The 22339-nt window shown below is 58.9% G+C and carries 20 protein-coding genes; 7 read left to right on the forward strand and 13 right to left on the reverse strand.

Annotated features, from left to right (window positions below):
• Positions 1-71: 71 nt before the first annotated feature.
• Together ACYU7Q_RS06875 and ACYU7Q_RS06880 are read right to left on the reverse strand one after the other, a co-directional pair.
• Positions 72-1286, reverse strand: coding sequence for a CaiB/BaiF CoA transferase family protein (locus ACYU7Q_RS06875; RefSeq protein WP_460608689.1), 1215 nt, complete (start codon positions 1284-1286; stop codon positions 72-74).
• 211 nt (positions 1287-1497) lie between these two features.
• Complete coding sequence (locus tag ACYU7Q_RS06880) at positions 1498-2244, reverse strand: class I SAM-dependent methyltransferase (RefSeq protein WP_460608690.1); 747 nt, start codon at positions 2242-2244, stop codon at positions 1498-1500.
• Positions 2245-2504: 260 nt separating this feature from the next.
• Between ACYU7Q_RS06880 and ACYU7Q_RS06885 the strand changes: the two genes are divergently transcribed.
• Positions 2505-4244 carry a DEAD/DEAH box helicase gene (locus tag ACYU7Q_RS06885; RefSeq protein ID WP_460608691.1) on the forward strand — a complete coding sequence of 580 codons (1740 nt, stop codon included), beginning with the start codon at positions 2505-2507 and terminating at the stop codon, positions 4242-4244.
• A 469-nt stretch (positions 4245-4713) separates the two neighbouring features.
• On the opposite strand, the gene ACYU7Q_RS06890 is transcribed toward ACYU7Q_RS06885, so the two are convergent.
• The 7 genes from ACYU7Q_RS06890 to argS form a co-directional block, all read right to left on the reverse strand.
• Positions 4714-6705, reverse strand: coding sequence for a DUF2075 domain-containing protein (locus ACYU7Q_RS06890; RefSeq protein WP_460608692.1), 1992 nt, complete (start codon positions 6703-6705; stop codon positions 4714-4716).
• Positions 6706-6768: 63 nt separating this feature from the next.
• On the reverse strand, positions 6769-7329 hold the full coding sequence (locus ACYU7Q_RS06895) for an RNA 2'-phosphotransferase (RefSeq protein WP_460608693.1): 561 nt from the start codon (positions 7327-7329) through the stop codon (positions 6769-6771).
• A 6-nt stretch (positions 7330-7335) separates the two neighbouring features.
• Positions 7336-7575: a hypothetical protein gene (locus tag ACYU7Q_RS06900; RefSeq protein ID WP_460608694.1), complete on the reverse strand. Its 240-nt coding sequence runs from the start codon at positions 7573-7575 to the stop codon at positions 7336-7338.
• A 20-nt stretch (positions 7576-7595) separates the two neighbouring features.
• Positions 7596-8492: a 1,4-dihydroxy-2-naphthoate polyprenyltransferase gene (locus ACYU7Q_RS06905; RefSeq protein ID WP_460608695.1), complete on the reverse strand. Its 897-nt coding sequence runs from the start codon at positions 8490-8492 to the stop codon at positions 7596-7598.
• A gap of 82 nt (positions 8493-8574) precedes the next feature.
• The gene (locus ACYU7Q_RS06910) at positions 8575-9162 is read right to left on the reverse strand and encodes a glutathione peroxidase (protein ID WP_460608696.1); all 588 of its coding nucleotides are present in this window, start codon (positions 9160-9162) and stop codon (positions 8575-8577) included.
• A 94-nt stretch (positions 9163-9256) separates the two neighbouring features.
• Entirely contained in the window at positions 9257-9838 is a 582-nt protein-coding gene (locus tag ACYU7Q_RS06915) for an LOG family protein (RefSeq protein ID WP_460608697.1), read from the reverse strand.
• Positions 9839-9928: 90 nt separating this feature from the next.
• Complete coding sequence (argS, locus tag ACYU7Q_RS06920) at positions 9929-11725, reverse strand: arginine--tRNA ligase (RefSeq protein WP_460608698.1); 1797 nt, start codon at positions 11723-11725, stop codon at positions 9929-9931.
• Between the two features lie 164 nt (positions 11726-11889).
• On the opposite strand from argS, the gene ACYU7Q_RS06925 reads away from it, so the two are divergent.
• Positions 11890-13062: an MFS transporter gene (locus tag ACYU7Q_RS06925; RefSeq protein WP_460608699.1), complete on the forward strand. Its 1173-nt coding sequence runs from the start codon at positions 11890-11892 to the stop codon at positions 13060-13062.
• 105 nt (positions 13063-13167) lie between these two features.
• On the opposite strand, the gene ACYU7Q_RS06930 is transcribed toward ACYU7Q_RS06925, so the two are convergent.
• Together ACYU7Q_RS06930 and ACYU7Q_RS06935 are read right to left on the reverse strand one after the other, a co-directional pair.
• Positions 13168-14988: an AIPR family protein gene (locus tag ACYU7Q_RS06930; RefSeq protein ID WP_460608700.1), complete on the reverse strand. Its 1821-nt coding sequence runs from the start codon at positions 14986-14988 to the stop codon at positions 13168-13170.
• A 138-nt stretch (positions 14989-15126) separates the two neighbouring features.
• Positions 15127-16101 (reverse strand): arginase, encoded by a 975-nt coding sequence (locus ACYU7Q_RS06935; RefSeq protein ID WP_460608701.1) that lies wholly within the window; start codon positions 16099-16101, stop codon positions 15127-15129.
• A 309-nt stretch (positions 16102-16410) separates the two neighbouring features.
• Here ACYU7Q_RS06935 and ACYU7Q_RS06940 point away from each other — a divergent pair, with 309 nt between their 5' ends.
• Both ACYU7Q_RS06940 and ACYU7Q_RS06945 read left to right on the forward strand, forming a co-directional pair.
• A complete protein-coding gene (locus ACYU7Q_RS06940) occupies positions 16411-17808 on the forward strand; it encodes a type III PLP-dependent enzyme domain-containing protein (protein ID WP_460608702.1) in 1398 nt (465 codons plus the stop codon).
• 96 nt (positions 17809-17904) lie between these two features.
• Positions 17905-18060, forward strand: a complete 156-nt coding sequence (locus ACYU7Q_RS06945) for a hypothetical protein (RefSeq protein ID WP_198070108.1) — start codon at positions 17905-17907, stop codon at positions 18058-18060.
• A gap of 58 nt (positions 18061-18118) precedes the next feature.
• Here the strand turns inward: ACYU7Q_RS06945 and ACYU7Q_RS06950 are convergent, their stop codons facing one another.
• On the reverse strand, positions 18119-18532 hold the full coding sequence (locus ACYU7Q_RS06950; RefSeq protein ID WP_460608703.1) for a hypothetical protein: 414 nt from the start codon (positions 18530-18532) through the stop codon (positions 18119-18121).
• Positions 18529-19041 carry a D-glycero-alpha-D-manno-heptose-1,7-bisphosphate 7-phosphatase gene (locus ACYU7Q_RS06955; protein ID WP_460608704.1) on the reverse strand — a complete coding sequence of 171 codons (513 nt, stop codon included), beginning with the start codon at positions 19039-19041 and terminating at the stop codon, positions 18529-18531. The genes ACYU7Q_RS06950 and ACYU7Q_RS06955 overlap by 4 nt, the downstream gene beginning before the upstream one ends.
• 100 nt (positions 19042-19141) lie before the next feature.
• Here ACYU7Q_RS06955 and hemG point away from each other — a divergent pair, with 100 nt between their 5' ends.
• The 3 genes from hemG to ACYU7Q_RS06970 all read left to right on the forward strand — a co-directional run bounded on the left by hemG (position 19142) and on the right by ACYU7Q_RS06970 (position 22339).
• Complete coding sequence (gene hemG / locus ACYU7Q_RS06960; protein ID WP_460608705.1) at positions 19142-20479, forward strand: protoporphyrinogen/coproporphyrinogen oxidase; 1338 nt, start codon at positions 19142-19144, stop codon at positions 20477-20479.
• 133 nt (positions 20480-20612) lie between these two features.
• Complete coding sequence (locus ACYU7Q_RS06965) at positions 20613-21359, forward strand: polyprenol monophosphomannose synthase (protein ID WP_460608706.1); 747 nt, start codon at positions 20613-20615, stop codon at positions 21357-21359.
• Positions 21360-21418: 59 nt separating this feature from the next.
• Positions 21419-22339 carry a TerC family protein gene (locus tag ACYU7Q_RS06970; RefSeq protein WP_460608707.1) on the forward strand — a complete coding sequence of 307 codons (921 nt, stop codon included), beginning with the start codon at positions 21419-21421 and terminating at the stop codon, positions 22337-22339.

A 22339-nucleotide genomic window follows, 5' to 3' on the forward strand; every position in this document is an offset into this window, starting at 1 on the left:
CGCGAATGAGCGCGGCACGGGGCAGGAGATTAGCTATTTCAACGCATAACGACGGGCCACCGGCTAGCCGTTTAGGATGTAGGGGGTACGCAAGCAAGCGGGGCCGTAGTTTCATCCGGCGCCGATGAATTGGGCGTGAAGGCGGTACTTTCTGCCGAGCCTAGCGCTGGCGGCGCGCTCAATTGCGCCGCCACGGACCATTGCGGGCTGTGGAAAGCCACCGTGCGCAGGCCTTGTGGGCCTGCCCCGTGGCCCGGCAGCAGCATAGCTTGAGCCGAGGTATGGTTTAGGGCCTCCCCCACCGTTTGCACGGCCCCGGCCGGCACGGCGCGGCGCTCTAACTCGGCCAATAGGTCGTCGCCATTCACAGCAGCAATGGCTTCGCTTAGTATGGTTTCCAGCTCCGGGCGGTGCGCCACGCGGGCCGGGTTGGTAGCAAAGCGGGCATCTGTTGCCCACTCCAAGCGGCCCAGCGCGGCGCAGAGCTGCCGAAACTGACCATCGGAGCCTACGGCCAGCACCAGCGCCCGGCCATCGGCAGCGCGGTACACGGTGCCGTAGGGCACGATGCTGGGATGGCCCGAGCCCAGTGGCTGCGGGTCGTGGCCCGTGACGAGGGAGGTGGCTGCCTGGTTAGCCAGGGCCGAAAGGGCGCTGTCGAGTAGACTGACTTGCACCAGCGCGCCGCAACTGGTGCGCTCGCGCTGAAAGAGGGCTGTGAGCAAGCCCTCTTTCAATTGATGCGCGGCCAGTAAATCCACCATGGCAACAGGCATTTTCTGGGGTGGCTGGTCAGGGCCGGGAGCATTGAGGTACATGAATCCGGCTTCGGCTTGCAGCACGGCGTCGTAGCCGGCGCGGGCGTTATCGGGCCCGTAGCCGGTGAGGTGACCGTAGATGAGGCGCGGGTTTTCGGCAGACAGCGTGGCGTAGTCGGCACGCAGCTTTTCGGCATCGCCGGGCTTGTAGCTGGCGAGAATGATGTCGGCTTGGGCGGCCAGGCGGTGCAGCTCAGTTTGGCCGTCGGCGGTGGTCAGGTCCAGCACCAGGGAGCTTTTGCCCCAGTTGGAAGCCGCGAAGTAGGCTGAAACCGAAGCATCTCCAGCAGCTGATGAGGCGGGCTTTTCGGCGCTGGTTTTCCAGGTACGGGTGACGTCGCCAGCCGGGCTTTCAACTTTGAGCACTTCAGCTCCCAACTCGGCAAAAAACTGCCCCACCTGCGGGCCGGCTAGCACCGAGGCGAGTTCAAGAATGCGCAGGTGGGCGAAGGGAAGCGGCAACGACATATCAGACTGGTTAGAGAACCGGCAAGCTACGCGCCGGGCCACAAATTGGCTCAGCTCGCCAAATAGCCATAATCGCTCAACTGCCCGCGCACGTCGCCGTCCAGTTTCAGCAGGCGGCCCTGATGCAGCAGGTACACCACGTCGCAGATGGGCAGCACCTCGGCGTAGCGGTGAACCGTTGTTTCAGTGGATGAACGCGGCGACCGGTCAATTACTCTACCCGCCCGGCCCGCCCAAATATGGGGAACGCGGCCAGGCGCGGTTGCGGCCCCCAAAGCCGCGTCAGCTCGTCGGCCACCAGGGCCACCATGTCGGCCCCGTTGTGCTGCCGGGCGTAGTTGGCCGTGGCCGACCAGGTGCGCAGATAATTCAGCATGTCATCCGCCGTCCAGTGCTTTTCCACGGCAAAGCGGGCGTGTTGCACGTCGGCAAACGGGAAGGGCAGGTTGGCGTACTCGTTTTCGATGTGGCGGCGGTTGGCATCCCAGTACGGGCCGGAGGTGACGTTGTGAAACTCATCGAGCACCTGGTTCAGCTCGGGCGTTTCGAGGCGGCAGAGCTGGTAGCCCCACTCGGCCAGCACCGCGCCGGGACGAGCCACGCGGCGCACCTCGCGGTGGTAGGCTTCGCTATCGAACCAATGCACGGCCTGGGCCACGGTGATGAGGTCGAAGCGCTGGTCGGGGAAAGGCGTGTGCTCAGCGGTGGCCTGCTGGTAGTGGATGTTGGGCCGCACCGGAGCCTGGGCTAATTGATTTTCACTGAGGTCGGTAGCATCAACTCGCACAAATGAATCGGCCAGCACCGCCGCTACCTGGCCGTTGCCGGTGGCGCAGTCCCAGGCGCGCTCGCGGCTTTCGATTTGGGGCAACAGCCAGTCGTAGAGCTCGGTGGGGTAGGCGATTCGATAGCGGGCGTAATCGGCGGCCTGGGTGGAGAAACGGTCGAGGGCAGGCATGGGGTGAATTTGTAGGGTTGACGGGGCCAAAGAACGTCATGCTGAGCGTAGCCGAAGCATCTTCTCTACTGCATAAGCAATCCAATTGTCTCAACGATGCGGCAGAGAGGCTTCAGCTGCGCTCAGCATGACAGCTTTTCCCAACCAGCCGCCCATTGTCGCCCCAACCCTAACCTGCGCCGTATCTTTACCTCAAATCAAGCGGTTTGCTGGCCCAGGCATCACGGTCAGCCCTTTACCAACTTTTATTTAGCTGAACCTTGACGTTTCACGAATTTAACCTCCACGACGACCTGCTTTCTGGCATCGACGCCATGAACTACCAGCAGGCCACCCCCATTCAGGAGCAGGCCATCCCCAAAATCCTCGACGGCAAAGACCTCATTGCCTGTGCCCAAACCGGCACCGGCAAAACGGCCGCCTACCTGCTGCCGCTGCTCGACAAGATTTCGCATGCCAAGCACGGCCACACCACCACCCTCATTCTGGTGCCCACCCGCGAGCTCGCCACCCAGATTGACGAGCAAGTAATGGGCTTCGGCTACTACGTGGAAGCCAGCTCAATCGCCATCTACGGCGGCGGCAAATCCGAAAACTGGGAGCAGCAGAAACGCGCCCTCACCTCCGGCGCCGACATCATCATTGCCACGCCCGGCCGCCTCATTGCGCACCTGCAAATGGGCTACGTGAAGTTCGACCGAATCAAGTACCTGGTGCTGGACGAAGCCGACAAGATGATGGACATGGGCTTCAGCGATGACATCCTCAACATCGTGCGCCAGCTGCCCAAGGAGCGCCAGACCCTGCTGTTCTCGGCCACCATGCCCAGCAAAATCCGCGACTTCTCGCAGCAGATTCTCAAGAGCCCCGACGAAATCCGGCTGGCCGTCTCCAAGCCCGCCGCCGGCATCGACCAGCAGTTCTACATGGCCTACGACCGCCAGAAAATCTACCTGCTCGAGCACATCATCAAGACCCAGGACGTGCAGAGCATGGTGCTCTTCACCAGCCAGAAAGCGGCCGTGGGCGGCATCGTGAAGGCGGTAAACAAGCTCGGCATCGAAGCCCGCGGCATCAGCTCCGACCGCACCCAGGAAGAACGCGAGGAAATCATGCGCGCCTTCAAAAACAAGCAGTTTCCGGTGCTGGTAGCCACCGACGTACTCAGCCGCGGCATCGACATCGACTCGCTGAGCCACGTGGTGAACTACGACATCCCGCGCGCCGCCGAGGACTACGTGCACCGCATCGGCCGCACCGCCCGCGCCGCTACCAAAGGCACGGCCATCACCTTCATCTCGGACCAGGACCAGGACCGGGTGGTGAAAATCGAGCGCCTCATTGAGCGCGACATTGAGAAGCAGAAAATTACCGAAGAGCTCGGTCTGGGCGAAGCCCCCGAGTTCGACCCCAAGCGCTTCGCCGGTCTGGGTGGCAAAATCGGTGGCCGCCCCGCCCGTGGTGGCCACGGCGGCAGCGGTGGTGGCCGCGACCGTGGCCCCCGTGCCGACGGCGACCGCGGCCCGCGCCGCGAAGGTGGCGGAGGTGGCCGTGGCCGCGACGGTGGCCGGGATGGTGGCAAACCCCGCCGCGATGCCCCCGACCCCAAAGACCCCAAGCACTTGGAGCGCCTCGCCGCCGCCAAAAATGCCTTGGCAGCCCTTGATGCCGGCCAAGCTCCTAGCGTGCCCTACCAGCGCCCACCCCGCCCCGAAGGCGAAGAGCGCCGCGACCGTGGCCCCCGTCCTGAGCGCACGCCGCGCCCTGAGGGTGAAGCCCGCCCACCGCGCGAACCGCGCGCCCCTCGTCCGGCAGGCGAGGCCCGCCCGCCCCGCCCCGAAGGCGAACTAAAGGAAGGCGCAAGCCAAGTCCGGGAGCCTCGGGCCGACGGCGAGCGTCGCCGTAGCCGCGGCGGCCGTAACCGTAGCCGTGGGCCCAAGCCGGAAGGCAGCGCTTCGCCAGCGGGCGATGCGCCCGCAGCCCCGGCAGCAACCGAATAGCAGTAGCTTTGCCGCACAAAAAAGCGGCCTCAAGGGGCCGCTTTTTTGTGCGGCAAAGCTTCACACGAAAGCGAAGCCTGGTAAACTAGATGCCGAAGTTTTTCTGAATCATGGCTGCGAAATCGGCTTCGTACATCTAGGCTTTCGCGCCAAGGATGCCTTTGGCATCATCGCCGGCGATGTAGCGCAGCTGCGAGGGTAGCGGCAGATGACTTCGGCAATCTGCTCAAGCTTGCGGCGTCGCTGCGCTCGTTGAAAGCGGCAATGACGCTGCGTATCTTGCTGGCGTAGGGGTCGGCGTCATTGGTTGGGTCTTTGCATCGGCGGGATTGCGCATGGTGGCAGCCACTTGCCAGCCGCGTTGGGCGAAGAGGCGGACGGTGGCCGCGCCGGTGATGAAAATAGTTTTGGGCACGGTTGAGAATGGCTAAGCGTATTTCATCCATAGCGGATGGGTGCACGCTCTGCTTTAACTCCGCATTTGCTCCAGCTCGGGAATGCCTATTGCCCGAAAGAATTCATAAACTTCCTGATAAAAACCCGGCAAGCGCGTTGGGTCGGCCGCATTGCCTTCCGGAATGAACAGCACCATCCCCTGCCGGGCGCGCGTAAGTAATACCCGATACGCATTGAGTAGGTAGCAGCGGCTGTCGGCAGTATGGCATTGCTGCCACTTGGTTCCCACAAATTTCTGGTAGTGCCACTGGCCCTGGTGCAACCGCAAATCAGCATCCCAAGCCACTCCCACCCAATCCAGTTCCAGGCCCTGAATATCGAATTCCGTGGCCACGTCTTCGAGGTAGTACGACGAGCGTACGTCAGCCCGGTCGTTCAAAAACCACACGGGCGCGTCAATCTTGTCCTTGATATTCAACCCCAATGGCTTGAGCCGGTGTGCGCCCGATGAGGCCACCAGTCCGCACCGCTCGGTGCCGCGGGCATGCTGCCGAAGCCATGCCCTAGCCGTTTCGAGCCGGCGCGTGAGGTATAGCGGATACACCTGCTGTAAATGACTGGTGTAGAGGTCACGGGCTTCGGTCAGGTTGGCATCAAGCACGGCCTGCACGAAAGCCGCCAGCTGCTCGGCCCGGAAAGAGCGCACCGAAACGGCCAGGTGCAACTCATCCAGCGGCTCAGCCACCAAGGCATCCAGCCGGGCCACGGCGCTGGCATCGGGCAGGTAGTTGCGGTCGTCGCGGATGCGGCGGGAGTAGTAAATATCCCACGCCGAAAAGCGTGTTTCGAAAGCCCGTAGCCACTCTTCCAGGCCGGCCTCGCCAGTATTGATTTCCTGGCCGCCGCCAATTAAACAGACCACCGTGCACCAATCGGAGTGGCGGTCCATCACTTCCACCAGAAATTCGGGCTCCGACATGAAGAAGTCGGCCTGCCCCCGTTTCTGCTGCATGAACTTGCTGGCTTGCTGGGCTGACCATGCCCGTTGGGCCTCATCAAATACCGTTACTCTCTCAATGGGTGGCCCCGCGTGGCGTAAGGCTTCGTCGCGGAAATGGTGAATGTTCTGGATGAACGACTGCACCTGTGACACCGCCTGTTTCTTGTTGAGGCGGTTGCCGTGCTGTTTCTCGTCCTGCACTTTGTCGCGGGCCAGGGCCTCGCGCAGCACCTCCACCAGTGGGCCATTGCCAGAGAGAAATACGGCGTGTTCCTGCGCATCTACCTGCGTGCGCTCGTTGGCGATGTTGAGGCCGGCCAGGGTTTTGCCCGCGCCCGGCACGCCTGTCACAAAACAAATAGCTTTGCGCCCGGTGGCTTTAGCGCGGTCGATAATAGTCGAAATGCACGTTCCGGTAATGGCTAAGTTGGCCGCTCCCGCATCGGAACGGGTAATGTCCGCTACCCGGTGGCCTTTGTAGAGCGCCTGGGCTGCTTCGATGATGGTGGGCGTGGGATGGTAGCCAGCCTGCACCCATTCGGTCGGATTCAACGCCGCGTTGGTGGCCGCGGCCAAGCCCAGTTGCAGCACGGCCGTCAGCTGCGTGGCATTGGCTAGCAGCGGTTCATAAAGCCCATCCTCATAAGGCTGAAGCTGGTTATCATATTCGGACGCCCCAGTGGCAACCAACACCGGCAAAATGCGCGCGTGGAGGCTACCGGCGTGGAAATTCTTCAGGTCGAGTGCATAATCAAGAACTTGGTCCTGGCCGCTCTGGCCGTAAGTAGTGCTACCCACTTTGAATTCGAGCACGAACACGGCATCATCTAGCAATAAGATGACATCGGCGCGCTTGCCCATGCGCGGAATTGCTACTTCGAACAGCACGTAGCCGTGCGCAAATCCGGCCAGCTCCCGTTGCAGGATGCGAATCTGCTGCTGCCAAGCGTTTTTCTGCAACTCTTCCAACGCGTGCCTGTGGGCCACTGCCAGCGTGCCCATAACTTGGTCTTCGTGGTGGCCGAGAAAATCGGCAATTGGGGCGTGGTAATAGGCGCGTTGCATGCAGTAGCGGGTAGAGGCTGCAAGGTAAACCCGCGGTTCTGCCTAATGCCTACTGTGCAACGGTTACGCCATTTCGGGCAACTGGCGCAGGTACCCAGTCGGCACCTCATCCGTCAGCCAGACGCCGTTATCGGCTTGGTAAAAAGCCTGGCCTTCGCGATGCAGCGGCCCGGCGGCCACTTCGAATAGTACCAGCCGGCCATGCCGGCGGCCCACGGTACGGGCCGTAGCGATATCGGCACTCAGGTGAACATGGTGGCGCGACATTTTCCGGAGCCCGTCGCGCAGGATAGCCGCCTGATGCTGAACGGCCGTGCCATGATACAGCACTTCAGGCGGCGCCACCGGCGTGTAGCCCAGCTCCACGTCGACGGAGTGCCCCTGGCTGGCTCGGATTCTGCTTCGGTCGTCGTTGAAGCGGAAGCGCTGCTTGGCGTTGGTTTCCACGATGTAAACCAACTGCTCAAACGTGAGAGGCTGCTGATGTTTTGCCAGCTGCGACAGCAGTGTCGGCACATCGGTCCAGCCCTGCTCATCCAAACTAATGCCGATGTGGGCGGGTTCGTGGCGCAATACGAGGCTTAGCAGCTTGCTGCGTCGGGTGGTTTCTTTTTCAGAGAGCATAGATTATTATTCCATCTTCAGAAATGCTTCGATGGCTTCGTCTGAAACAGCCCAGTCATTGCCTTTTTTCTCCTGTATAAAGGCCAATCCACACAATTCAATGGGGTCATAGGCTAGTAATTGAATATCGTCTTTTTCAGCTATCCACCAGCTTTGTGCCGATTCGTAGCGCACAGAAAATCCTTGTTCTACCAGCAAGTAATATGCAGGAGCAAGCAAGTTGGAAGCTGCAGACAATCCAGCCATATGATTTGTAAATGAAGCTTCTACCCCAGCACCTGCCCCACCCCAAACAGTACCGTGAACACCAACGTACTCAGGGCCATTTGCTTCAGCAAGGGGTCGAGTTGCATTGATTCCTGTCGCTGCCACACCTGGATGGCATTGAAGGCAAACAGCGGCGTGGCCAGCGCAAACAGCCATTGCCACGGCGAGTGGTACGTGAGAGCCACAAATACCGTGGCGCAGCCGATGCCCAGCACCAGCAGCAGCCAGTGGTAGCGCCGCGCATGAATAGGTCCCAGCCGCACCGGAATCGTGATTTTACCGGCCAGCACATCCGAATTAATGTCGCGGATATTGTTCACGTTCAGCACGGCCGTGGCGAAACAGCCGAGCGCGGCAGCGGGCAGCAGCACTTGCAGCGGTAGCGTGCGGGTTTGCAAAAAATACGTGCCGCACACGCCCACAATGCCAAAAAACAGGAACACCGAAATATCACCAAAGCCCGCGTAGCCGTAGGGGTTCGAGCCCGCCGTGTAGTTCACCGCCGCCCAGATGGCCGCCAGCCCCAGCGCCAGAAATGCCAGAAACAGCCCAATGCCCGCCGCGCCCAGGGCCACCCACAGCAGCGCCAGGCCACTGCTCAGCGCCAGCAAGCCGCAAATCCACATGCCGCGCTTCATCTGGGCCGGGGTGATGGCGCCGCTTTGCACGGCGCGCTGCGGGCCCTGCCGGTGCACACTGTCGGCGCCGTTTTGGGAGTCGCCGTAGTCGTTGGCAAGGTTGCTCAGCACTTGCAGCAGGATGGTGGTGAGGGCGGCCAAGGCCACCACCAAGCCATTAAAATGGCCGGCGGCGGCGGCAAGAAATGCGCCGGTGAGGATGCTGGCCAGGGCCAGCGGCAACGTACGGGGGCGGAATGCAGAAATCCAGGGGGACATGGGCAACGAGGCAAACAGAAATAAAAACAAAAGAACGTCATGCAGGGCACGACGTTCTTTCAAAATGCATTTCGACAGAAAATTACTTCGTGATATCAGCCACCAGCTCGGGGCTCAGGGGCGTCACCTTCGAGTTGTAGAACTTTACCACGTGGCCTTTCTCATCGACCAGGTATTTGCAGAAATTCCAGTTCGGCGCGTCAGATACTGCACCGTTTTTGGTCTTGTCTGACAGGTATTTGTAGAGCGGCGTAGCGTCGTCGCCTTTCACCGACACGGTTTCGAACAGCGGGAAGGTCACGCCGTAGTTCTTTTCACAAAACGAGGCTACTTCTGCATTGGAAGCCAGTTCCTGGTTGAAGCTATTCGAGGGAAAGCCCAGCACAACCACCTTATTGCCGTATTTCTTCGACAGCTCCTCCAGCTCTTTGTACTGCGGGGTGAAGCCGCATTTCGAGGCGGTGTTCACAATCAGCAGCTTCTTGCCTTTGTATTTGCTCAGCTTCACTTCTTTGCCGTCGATGGATTTCACGGTGAAATCATACACGGAGGTGGGGGCGGCGGTGGTTTCGGCGGGCATGGTCATGGCGGTGGGGGCAGCCGGCTTGGCTGCGATAATGACTACAGCCGTGGCAGCGGTAGCCAGCGTGAGAAGCAGGGAATTTTTCATGATTTGGCGTAAGTAGTGTTTGCGTAACCTTACGAAGGTCAATAGGTTTTCGGACTGCCTGATTGTAGCGCAGACTTTTAGTCCGCGAGTGCAATCAGGTAGTGGGCGGCGTGAGCCACTTCTCCAATTGCACCGGTTTGTACGCCGCCATCAGCGCCAATAATTCTTCTGGGTTAGCGGATTGCAGGAGCTGGGCGCGGTTTTCGGCGCGCAACAGCTGGTCATCGCGCATGCGGTCGAGGGATTGCAGGAGCAGGTCGTAGTAGCCGTCCACGTTCAGCAGGGCCACGGGCTTTTGGTGCAGGCCGAGCTGGCCCCAGGTCAGTACTTCAAACAGCTCTTCGAGGGTGCCGTAGCCGCCGGGCATGGCAATGAAGCCGTCGGCGCGGTCGGCCATCATGAGCTTGCGCTCGTGCATGGATTTTACCACGTACAACTCGGTGCAGCCTTTGTGGGCCAGCTCCTTGGCATCCAGAAAATCGGGAATGACACCAACTACCTTGCCGCCGAGGGCCAGCACGGCATCGGCGATGGTGCCCATGAGGCCCACTCGGCCACCGCCGTACACCAACGTGAGGCCCTGCGCGACCATGGCCGCGCCGAGGGCTTTCGCCTGGGCAATGTAGAGCGGGTTGGTTCCGGCGCTGGAACCGCAGTAAACGGCAATGCTTTTCATAGGCGATAAAATTGTCATTCCGAACGGAGTGAGGAATCTGGAAAATAATATCTCCAGATTCCTCACTCCGTTCGGAATGACAGGTAAAAACTACATGCGCTCGGGCACCTGCATGCCCAGCAGCTTCAGCGACTGCTTAATCTGCTCCCCTACCCGCGCCGACAGCGCCACCCGCAGGCTGCGCTTGACCACGTCGGTTTCCTGGAAAATCGACACCTCGGTGTAGAACCTATTGTAGGCCTTGGCGAGGTCATAGGCGTATTGCGCGACGACGGCCGGCGAGAGGTTACGGGCTGCTTCAGCTACTACCGAGGCGTAGCGGGCCAGCTCCTGCACCAGCTCACGCTCGGTAGCTTCGAGGCCTGTGATTTGGCTCCAATCGGCTGTTTCGGCGATGCCCATTTCGGCGGCTTTGCGGCGAATTGCGGCAATCCGGGCGTGCGAATACTGGATAAACGGACCGGTATCGCCGGTCAATTGCACGGACTCTTCGGGGTTGAAGAGCATGCGCTTCTTGGGGTCCACTTTCAGCAGGTAGTACTTCAGTGCGCCAAGGCCCAGCATGTGGTACAATTCCTCCAGCTCGGCATCCGAGAGGCCTTCGGTTTTGCCTTTTTCGAGGGTGGCGGCTTTGGCGGCTTCTTCCACGTCGCGCACCAGCTCGTCGGCATCCACTACGGTGCCTTCGCGGGTTTTCATCTTGCCGGTGGGCAGGTCCACCATGCCGTAGCTGAGATGGTGGATGGCGTCGGCGTAGGGCTTGCCCAGCTTTTTGAGCGTGGCTTGCAGCACCTGCATGTGGTAGTTCTGCTCGTCGGCGATGACGTAGATGCTGCTGTCGTAGCCGAAATCCTGGTACTTCAGCTCGGCCGTGCCCAGGTCCTGGGTGATGTACACGCTGGTGCCGTCGCCGCGCAGCAGTAGCTTCTCGTCGAGGCCTTCGGCTTGCAAATCAACCCACACCGAGCCGTTCTCCTTGTTGAAGAACACCCCTTTGTTCATGCCTTCTTCCACGCGCTCCTTGCCCAGCAGGTAGGTCCCGGATTCGTAGTAGAACTTGTCGAAATCGACGCCAATGGCCTTGTAGGTCGCGTTGTGGCCTTCGTAAACCCAGCCGTTCATCTGGCGCCACAGGGCCACCACTTCGTCGTCGCCGGCTTCCCATTGTTGCAGCATCTGCTGGGCGTCCAGCATCAGCGGGGCCTGGCGCTTGGCGATGTCGGCGGCCACGCCTTCGGCTTCGAGTTGCTTCACCTCTTCGCGGTAATGCTTCTCGAAAAGCACGTAATACTTGCCCACCAGGTGGTCGCCTTTGATGCCGGCGCTGGCCGGGGTTTCGTTATGCCCAAAACGCTGGTAGCCCAGCATCGACTTGCAGATGTGAATGCCCCGGTCGTTCACCAGGTTCACCTTGGATACCGTGGCACCCGTGGCTTTCAGAATCTCGGCCACCGAGTAGCCCAGGAAATTGTTGCGCAAATGGCCCAGGTGCAGGGGCTTGTTGGTGTTGGGCGAGGAGTATTCGACCACCACATTTTGCGGGCCGCCATCGGTGCCGACGGGCGCGGTGGCGGGCTGGGCGCGCAGCTGCTCAAACACGGCCAGCCACTCGGCATCGGCAATTTCAATGTTCAGGAAGCCTTTCACCACGTTGTAGCCGCTCACGCGGGGCTCGTGGGTTTTCAGCCACTCGCCCAGGGCCTGGCCGATTTGCTCCGGCCCCTTGCCCAGGGCCTTGGTGAGCGGGAAGGTGACGAGGGTGAAGCTGCCGGCAAACTCCTTGCGCGTGGGCTGGAGCGTGAGACTGGCGGCGGGGATTTCAACGCCAAAAACGGCCTGAGCGGCGGTTTGCAGGGCGGTTTTGAGGGAGGATTCTAATTGTTGCACGGGGCAAAGGTACGGGCTGGCGGTAACCTCACTCCCTTAGTCCCTCCCCAAAAAACAGCGGGCACCAATCCGCCCTCAACGGGCAGGCGGTGGCGCGGCCAACGGAAAATGCCGTTCTGCGAAATAGCGGTACTTTGCCGGCTCTCTCCCATCCGCTCCCGTTCATGTCCCGTATTCTTCCCACCATCGTGGGGGCGCAGTTTTGCTGCACCTCGCTGTGGTTTGCCGGCAATGCCGTGGCGCCCGATATGGCGGCGCGCCTGCACCAGGGGCAGGGTTTTGTGGCTGCGCTCACCAGCGCCGTGCAGCTGGGCTTCATTGCCGGCACCCTGACCTTTGCCCTGCTGGCCGTGGCTGACCGCTTCTCCCCGTCGCGGGTATTCGCGCTGAGCGCGGCGCTGGCGGCCCTCTGTAACTTGGGGCTGGTGCTGCCAGGCCTGCCGGTGGCGGGGCTGCTGGGCTGCCGGGTGCTCACGGGGTTTTTCCTGGCCGGCATCTATCCGGTGGGCATGAAAATAGCGGCCGACCACTACGATGCCGGACTGGGACGCTCGCTGGGCTGGCTGGTGGGCGCCCTGGTGCTGGGCACCGCGTTTCCGCACCTGCTCAAGAGTGTGGGCGGGCCGCTGCCCTGGCAGGCGGTGGCGTGGGCTACCTCTGGCTTGGCGCTGCTGGGCGGCGCGGCAATGCTCGTGCTGGTGCCCGATGGCCCCTACCGCCGGGCTGGCACGCGCCCGGCGCTCACGGCATTTTTGGCGGGGTTCCGGCAGCCGGCGTTTCGGGCGGCGGCGTTTGGCTACTTCGGGCACATGTGGGAGCTCTACACGTTCTGGGCCTTTGTGCCGGTGGTGCTGGCGGCCTTCAATGCCCGGCATCCCGGGGCGGGCCTGCCGGTGCCGCTGCTGTCGTTCGGCATCATTGGCGGGGGCAGCCTGGCCTGTGTGGGCGCGGGGCTGCTGGCCCGGCGGCTGGGGCCGGCCCGGGTCGCGGGTTGGGCGCTGGGGCTGTCAGGCAGCTGCTGCCTGGCTTCTGGGCTGGTGCTGGGCACGGACTCGGGGGCGGTGCTGGGGGCTTTTCTAGGGTTCTGGGGGCTGGTGGTGGTGGCCGATTCGCCGATGTTTTCCACGCTGGTGGCCCGGCACGCCCCCGCCACTACGCGCGGGGCCGCGCTGACCATCGTCTACTGCCTGGGCTTTGCCCTCACCATTGGCAGCATTCAGCTCACCAACCGGCTGGCGCTGCTGCTGCCGCCGCAGCTACTGCTGTTACCGCTGGCCGTGGGGCCGGCGCTGGGGCTGTGGGCGCTGTGGCAAGGGCGGCAGGAAATGGAAGTGTGATAGTCTGCAACTCCGGGCCGCGCCAGCCGAATAGCCCCCCGAAACTTACAGCAACAAAAAGCCCCGTCAGTGTCTGGCGGGGCTTTTGGCATCAAACCCAGAAACCTATATAAGATTTACTTTTCTTTCCAATATTGCTGCAATCTTATCTTTCCTATTTTTGAAACTCATTACCTCAAGGAAAATCGCATTATAATAAACATCATCACTATGAGTGTCGACAGATGATGTCAAATAGGAAAACCTGTCGTGCGCGTAATTATTATCTGCGAATGGCTTTACCAAATAAGCAGCATCATCTAAAGCCGTAACTATATCTTCCACACTGACATTTTGCAGAAAGCCCTCAAGAAGCTTGTAAACGATGTAAATGACAAATTCATCCGCAAGTCCATTTAGTTTTTGAATATTATCCACCCTTTCCTCATTATAAAATTCGCTAGACTCCTTTCTATAAACATCATGAAACACGTCATAGATACTGTAAGCGAAAAGCATTTGACTATAGAGCGGGGAATTTATATCGCCGCTAAAAACACTATGCAATTCGTTTTTCACATCCACGGTAGCTTGGTAAATATCCTTAAATGCCAGTTGCTCTTGAAAGCAAGCAATAAAAGGCTCTTCATAGAAGGATGAATACCACATTTTTAAAACCAGGTCACTCCTCACTGCTTTACCAGCGCCGACGCTAACTAAATTTGTAAAGACTTCTCCTCTCTTAGAAATATAGCCAACTGACTTGTGGTCAAAAACCTCTTTGGCATAAATATTAAATTGCTTATTGCTAATCTTATCCTTAAAGCTTATTGCACTTTGAGTATTGGTTGCGTCTGTAATTTGCTCGACTAAGCCTGGGTCAGCCGTCTGATAAAGTCGTATCGTTACAGAAACGTCTGCCAAACTATCTCTATCCTCCAAAAATTGTTGGTAAATAATATATGTTGTTTGCAAACCATTAACAATAACAGGATTCACGACAGGGATTATATACTTCCCGAGCTGAGCGTTTTGCGGAAGCCTGAACTCATCGCAAATTATAGTTATGCCATTATTAAGAAATGGGAAATAATAACTCTTGTCACTTTTGAGAGTTTCTGCAATTTTTTGATTTGTCAAATTCTTTTTACCCAGAAACCATCTGATGTTTTCTGAAAACATTTTTTCAATACTCCCATTGACACTTTTTTCCTGCTCTAGCATTTCACACAGTTCTACCGCATCAAGTCTAAAAATTGCCGCTTTGACTTCATACATTGAAAAGCTAATTAATCCTTGGTTATCTTTTTGAGAAGTAAGATTTGAGTTCTGAGGATTGAAAATAAAATCAACTTTATGGCGCCTGTTTTGAGACTTTATCAAAGAGCTAACCTTATTATAGAGCTCATTCGCGTCAACGATTTCGAAATCGCCCTTTGAATGATATGCCTGATAGACCTCTGCATTATTGGGGTATCTGGAATCACTAGTATTCCCGTTATAAATGAAATATTTTTTTATATCAACAATTTTCCCCTTATTTAAAAAACTCTCGTATTCGGACACCTTATTTTTCACACCTTGCATATTGGGCTTATTGAGTTTACTGCCATTCACGAAAATCGATTCACAATCATGAATAAATTTCTCAACATCATTTTGCTTCAATGAATTGACATTTTTGCATTGAAATAAATGCATCGTAATTTCACCATTGTAATCTTCAAAGCTTAATCCATCTATTCCCCCATCCTGTTTACCTTCAATAATAACTAAGTCTTTAACTTCACCAAAAGGCTTATCTAATATTGAAGCGATAGAAAATATTTCAAAAGCTTCTGAGATGGCAACTTCAAATCGTTCTGAGATTTTGGCTAAATATCCATCTATAAAAAGCTTTGTATTATTCACTTCTAAACTCCCTTTGTTGATTTCTGGCGTTTTCATCCGTTTTTGTTTTAATGTTCCCACAAATGAACTAATAATTTTAACTAACTGCCTACACAAACAAAAAAGCCCCGCCAGCTACTGGCGGGGCTTTCTGTTTCTTCAGCAGCTTAGGCGGCGGGCTTGGAAGGTGCGTGGCTATCTACTCACCACTTCCTCCAGCCGCAGCCGGCGCTCAATCGCATCCGTCGCCTTTTCCAGGATGTTGAAGGCATTCTTCGCCATCGTATTCCCATTGTCCAGCGTGGGGTTGATTTCGACCATTTCAAAGCACACGACCCGGTCGTTTTCCAGCAGGTCCTGGCACAGGTTTTCGGCTTCGGAAAGGTAGAGGCCGTCCTCCACGGGCGTGCCCGTGCCGATGCTGAAGCTCGAATCGAGGCTATCCACGTCGAAGGAAATGTAGACCAGGTCGCAGAAGCGCAGGTGCTCGTAAATCTCGCGGGACAGCTGGCGCGAGCCTTTGGCCTTGATTTCGGGCAGCTTTACCCACTTGATACCCAGCTCTTCGATGAGGGCGTCTTCTTCCTCCTCGGTGTCGCGCACCACCACGTACACCAGGTGCTCGGGCGTGAGCTTGGGGCCGGGCTCGCCCAGGTTTTGGAGGCGGCGCCAGAAAAATTCGGTTTCCGCGTCGGGGATGTTGCGCTGGTGCTTGAGGTTGTCGATGCCCAGCGCGGCGGCCAGGGGCATGCCGTGCACGTTGCCGCTGGGCGTGGTGTAGGGCGAGTGGATGTCGGCGTGGGCATCAATCCAGATAACGCCCAGCGTTTTCGTCGGGTACGCGGCCTTGATGCCGGCAATGGTGGCGTTGGCGCTGCTGTGGTCGCCGGCCAGCACCAGCGGGAACTCGCCGAAGCGCAGCGTCTGCTCCACGGCGGCGGCAATGCCCTTCTGCACGGTGTAAATGGCGTCGATGTGCTTGGCGAACGGGAACGGCGTTTTGTCGAACAGCACGTGGTTCAAATCGGGCACGACCACGGAGTTGAACCGGCGGAAATAGTTGGAGCCTTTGTTAAGGCAGGCCACGCGCAGGGCGTCGATGCCCATGCTGGAGCCACGGGTGCCGGCCCCGAGCTCGGAGCGGACTTCCAGTAATTTGATGCGTTTCATCGGAGGGTGGGAATTTGGGATAGCAGAAGGACGGCATCGCTTTCTTAATGATTAATGGATAATGATTAGTGATTAATTTTTTCGGTAGCCCGATAATTAATCATTAGCCATTCATCACTAAACATTAGAATTGCGCTGCCTTGCGGCAGAAGAATCTGCCGTAGCCAAGTCGCTAATATTCCATCGTCACGATGCGAGGCGGGATAACGCAAGAACAACAATCGGTTCCCGGCCGTTAACCCGACCCCGGCGGTACTTTTGTACGGCCCGCCGCAAAGGTCGGGCTTTTTCGCCGTTTTCAAAACCCGAATGGATACGTACCACGACCTCATCTCCCAAACCTTCGATTTCCCCACGGCCGACTTTACCGTGCAGGACCACGAGCTGCAATTCCACGGCATCGACCTCATGGGCCTCGTCGAAAAATACGGCACCCCGCTCCGCCTCACCTACCTGCCCAAAATCAGCTCCCAGATTCAGCGGGCCAAGAAATGGTTTGCCGACGGCATCGCCCAGACAGGCTACACCGGCTCCTATTCCTACGCCTACTGCACCAAGTCGTCGCACTTCCGCTTCGTCCTCGAAGAAGCCCTGAAAAACGACATCCACCTCGAAACCTCGTCGTGGTTCGACATCAGCATCATCCGCAACCTGCACGCCCAGGGCAAGGTCGATAAGCAGAAGCACATCATCTGTAACGGCTTCAAGCCCGAGGCTTACAAGAAGGAAATCGCCGACCTGATTAACGACGGGTTTGTGAACTGCATGCCCATCATCGATTCGCCCAACGAAATCGAGTACTACCACGACCACGTGAACGAGAAAGTGAACATGGGCATGCGCCTGGCTTCCGACGAGGAGCCGCGCTTCCAGTTCTACACCTCGCGCCTGGGCGTGCGCTACGCCGACGCTATTCCCATCTACGAGCAGCGCATCAAGGACGACCCGCGCTTCACGCTCACCATGCTGCACTACTTCATCAGCACGGGCATCAAGGACACGTCCTATTACTGGTCCGAGCTGAGCCGCTTCGTGCACAAGTACTGCGAGCTGCGCAAGGTGTGCCCCACCCTCACCACCATCGACATTGGCGGCGGCCTGCCCATCCAAACCAGCATCCAGCCCGACTACGACTACCCCTACATGGTGGCCGAAATCCTGCGCACCATCCAGCGCATCTGCGCCCAGGAGGGCGTGCCCGAACCCAACATTTTCACCGAGTTCGGCATCTTCACGGTGGGCGAAAGCGGAGCCACCATCTACAGCATCCTCGACGAGAAGCTGCAAAACGACAAGGAGCTCTGGTACATGATTGACGGCTCGTTCATCACCAACCTGCCCGACACCTGGGCCCTCAACCAGCGCTTCATCATGCTGGCCCTCAACGGCTGGGAGAAGCAATACAAGAAAATCCAGCTCGGCGGCCTCACCTGCGACTCGCAGGACTACTACAACTCCGAGAAGCACATCTACCAGACCTTCCTGCCCGAGCGCAAGCCGGCGGATGCGCAGCCGCTCTACGTGGGCTTCTTCCACACCGGCGCTTATCAGGAGAGCCTCAGCGGCTACGGCGGCATCAAGCATTGCCTCATCCCCGCCCCGCAGCACGTCATCCTCGACCGCGCCGCAGACGGCACCCTCACCGATACCGTTTTCACGCCCCAGCAGGAAGCTGGCAGCATGATGCGCATCCTCGGATACGAATAATTCAATTTCGGCGTTAAGGAGTTGTAGTGAACTATTAGGCTGGCTGCTTATCTTTGAAGCCCAACCCCGCAACCCCTCACCCGTTTTTATATAATTATGAAAAAGTACGTTCTGCTCGCCGCCGGCTTCGCGGCCCTCTCCCTGGGCGCCTGCAACCGCCAGAAGTGCCCCGCCTACAGCAGCACCAAGGAAGCCAACCGCGTTTCCTCGCCCATCACGGCCAGTGCTGCTACCCCGGCTGCCCGCCAGTAGCGCTTTCGATTTTCGATGCAAAAAAGGCCGGCTTCCCACTTGGGAGGCCGGCCTTTTTTTATGGCTTTTGGATTTGGTAGCGCCTGATGAGGCCCGTCTTATTCGGTGAGTCCGGGCCGAAAACCGACACCTCCGTGTAAGCAGAGAACCGGCGGTAGGTGGTGATGCTATCACTACCTGCGGCCTTCACCACCGAATCACCCACCTGAATGTATTGCTGCCCAGCGGCGGGCAAGGCCAGCGCTTGGGTTTCGCCGGTGGCCAGCTTCACCTTCTGAATTCCGTGGGAATAGGCCAGGACTTTCTCCACGCGGCTGGCTAGTTGCAGGGCTTTGTAGCGTTCGATTTCGCGCTTGCTGTTGGCCGTAGTGGTGAAGTAAAAAACCACTTGCCCGAGGATGACGCAGGCCAGCAAAAACAACATGTTGCGGTTTTTGGCTACCCATCCCGGCTTTTGGTCTTTGCCTGTCATTGCCCTAAGATAATATCCGTGGCCGCCCGCAAGTCGGCAACGTGGGGCGTGAAACCGGTTTCCTCCTCGCCTACCAGAATGCCGCGCACGCCGATGGTGGCCCCGGCTTCCATGTCGCGGAGGCGGTCGCCCACTATCCAGCACTGCGCGGGGTCCAGGTTGAAGCGCGCCACGGCCTTTTCCAGCATGCCGGAGCCGGGCTTGCGCAGAATGGAATCGCTCACGCTCGGATGCGCGTCGCTGAAATAGAGCGCGTCAATCACATTGTCGCAGGCGGCTTGCAGCTTGGCGTGGCAGGCGTGGACCTCGGCGGCGGTGTAGAGCTTTTTGGCAATGCCGGCCTGGTTTGTGACGACGATGAGCAGGTAGCCGGCGGCTTTGAGTCGGGCCAGGCTTTCGGGCACGCCGGGGCAGATTACGAATTCCTCCGGTTGCCACACGTAGTGGCCAATTTCTTCGTTCAGCACGCCGTCGCGGTCGAGAAAAACGGCTTTGTTTTTTGTTGTCATTATAACAAAGGAAGTAGCGCGAACTTTGTAGTTCGCGTCCCGGTGCCGTTAGCGAATCGTTGAAACAGCGCGGGGTCGCGAACTACAAAGTTCGCGCTACATGAAAATTGCTATTATTGGCGGCGGCATCAGCGGCCTCACCCTGGCCTGGCACCTGCAAAAAAGCGGTGTGGCCTACGACTTGTTCGAGGCCGATACGCGCCCCGGCGGCAACCTGCGCAGCTGGGCCACGCCCGAAGGCTACCTGCTCGAAACCGGCCCTAACTCGCTGCAACTAAGCCCCGAGCTGGAAGAGCTGCTGGCCGACCTCGGCCTTACCGACCAGATTCAGGACGCCGCCGCCGTGAGCCAGCACCGCTACGTGCTGCGCGACGGCCGCTACCAAAGCATGCCCGGCTCGCCCCCCAGCCTGCTCACCAACGGCTTTTTCAGCCTGAAAGCGAAGTGGCAGCTGCTGAAAGAATTCCGCCAGCCCGCCGCGCCCATCGACCCACAGGAAACCGTAGCCCATTTTTTCCGCCGCCGCTTCGGCTCCGAAGTTGTGGACTATGCTGTCAATCCATTCATGGCCGGCATCTACGCCGGCGACCCCGAAAAGCTGCTCATCAATAAGACCTTCCCGCAACTACCAGCGCTGGAGCAGCAGTACGGCTCGGTGCTGCGCGGGCTCATAAAGGGCGGCAAAGGCGCCGGCCGCCGCCGCATCATCACGCTCAAAAACGGCATTCAAACCATCACCGATACGCTGGCGGCCAGGCTCACCAATTACCAATCCGGCACCACCGTCACGGCTATTTCCCGCGCCGCCGATGGCACGTATCAACTGGAGCTGAAAGGCCCGCAGGGACTGGAGGCCGCGCCCGGCTACACGCATCTGGCCTTGGCGCTGCCCGCCTACGCCGCCGCGCCACTGCTGGAGCCGCTGTTTCCGCAAGCGGCTACTGCCCTGGCCGCCGTGTACTATCCGCCCATGACGGCCATATTTTCGGCCTACGACCGCGCCGCCGTGGCGCACCCGCTCAACGGCTTCGGGGCGCTGCACCCAAAGGTGGAGGGAACTTACGCAGCCGGCTCCGTCTGGACCAGCAGCATTTACCCCAATCGGGTGCCGGCAGGCCAGGTGCTGTTTACCACCTTCGTGGGCGGGGCGCAGTACGAGGACGCCGCCCGCCAGCCTGAGGAAGCGCAAAAAGCTGCCGTGCACGCCGAGCTGAGCAAGTTTTACGGCATCACGGGCGCGCCGCGCTGGCAGGGGCGCTACGCCTGGCCGCGCAGCATTCCGCAGTTCGATGCGCGCATTGTGGACGCCCACCGCGCCGCGGAGACCCTCGAAGCCGAACATATTCTGGCGGTAGCCAACTGGCGCGTGGGCGTGAGCGTGCCCGACTGCATCCGCCAGGCCCGGATGCGGGCGGGCCTCTTAGCGGCTGATAAATAGCTTATTTAAAGTCGCCGGCCCCTGAATGGCCGGGCCGTTTGCCTGCAGCGCCGGGCTAAATAGTAACGGCCTAATATTTTGGTCATGCAGCTTCGCGTCCCGAAACCCTATCTTTGAGGTCAATTTGTATTCCATGAGCGAAGGCCTCGTCCTGATTCCTACCTACAACGAGCGCGAAAATGCGGAACTGATTATCCGCAAGGTGATGTCGCTGGCCCGGGAATTCGACGTGCTGATTATCGACGACAGCTCGCCCGACGGCACGGCCGCCATCGTGCGCGAGCTGCAAACCGTGTTTCCGGGCCGCCTCTTTCTGGAAGAGCGCAGCGGCAAGCAAGGCTTGGGCACGGCCTATTTGCACGGCTTCCGGTGGGCGCTGGCCCACGGCTACGAGTACGTGTTCGAGATGGACGCCGACTTTTCGCACAACCCCGAAGACCTGCTGCGCCTGCACGACGCCTGCGCGCTGGAGGGCTATGACATGGCCATCGGCTCGCGCTACATCCAGGGCGTGAACGTGGTGAACTGGCCCATGTCGCGGGTGCTGATGTCGTATTTCGCCTCCTGGTACGTGCGCCTCGTCACGGGCATGCCCATCAGCGACGCCACGGCGGGCTTTAAGTGCTACACGGCGCGGGTGCTGCGGGCCATCGATTTGGCCAACATTCACTTTGTGGGCTACGCTTTTCAGATTGAGATGAAGTGGCTGGCTTACCAGCTGGGCTTCCGCATCAAGGAAGTGCCCATCATCTTCACCGACCGCACCCGGGGCACCTCCAAAATGTCGAAAGGTATTGTGCAGGAAGCCTTTTTTGGGGTGCTGCAAATGAAAGCCAGCAGCTGGCTGCGCCCGCTGAAGCCAGTGGGCAACCGCAAATAGCCGGCTTTCAGCCCAGCGCCGCCAACCGGCCCCCCGCCCCGGCGTACCTTACCATACGCATGGAAAACACGCCTCTGTTCTGGTTGGCTTTCACGGTATTCGTGGTGGCCCTGCTGCTGCTCGACCTGCTGGTTTTCAACCGCCAGGCGCACGAGATAAAGCTGCGCGAAGCCCTGGGTTGGAGCGCGTTCTGGGTGGGCCTGTCGCTGTGCTTCAACGCGCTGGTGTACCGCACCATGGGCCACCAGGCCGGCCTTCAATGGCTCACAGGCTACCTGGTAGAGAAAGCACTAAGCGTGGATAACCTCTTCGTTTTTCTGCTCATATTCAACTACTTCAGGGTTCCCCCAATGTACCAGCACCGCATCCTGTTTTGGGGCGTGCTCGGGGCATTGCTGCTGCGGGCCATTTTCATTCTGGTGGGCGGCACGCTGCTGGCCCGGTTCCACTTTCTGATTTATCCGCTCGGCGTATTTCTTGTGTACACGGGCATCCGGATGGGCCTGAGCAGCGGCGAGCCCGAAATCGACCCCGCAAATAACCCGGTGGTGCGCTTCCTAAGCCGCCACCTGCCCATCACGCGGCAGCAGGAAGAGGGCAAATTCTTTGTCAGGAAAGATGGGCTGCATTTCGCCACGCCCCTTTTCGTGGTGCTGGTGATGGTGGAAACCACCGACATCGTATTTGCCGTCGACTCCATCCCGGCCATTCTGGCCATCACGCGTGACACGTTTGTCGTCTTCACCTCCAACGTATTTGCCCTACTGGGGCTGCGGGCCATGTACTTTGCCCTGGCCAGCATGATGCGCCTGTTTCACCACCTGCACTATGGTTTGTCGCTGATTTTGGTGTTCATCGGGGCCAAAATTCTGCTCGAAAACATGGTGCGCATTCCCATGCCGGTGGCGCTTGGCGTGGTGGGGAGCCTGCTCGCCCTTAGCGTGGTGGCTTCGCTGGTATGGCCCCGGCGGGAAACCTAA

It is taken from the genome of Hymenobacter terrigena, assembly GCF_054776515.1.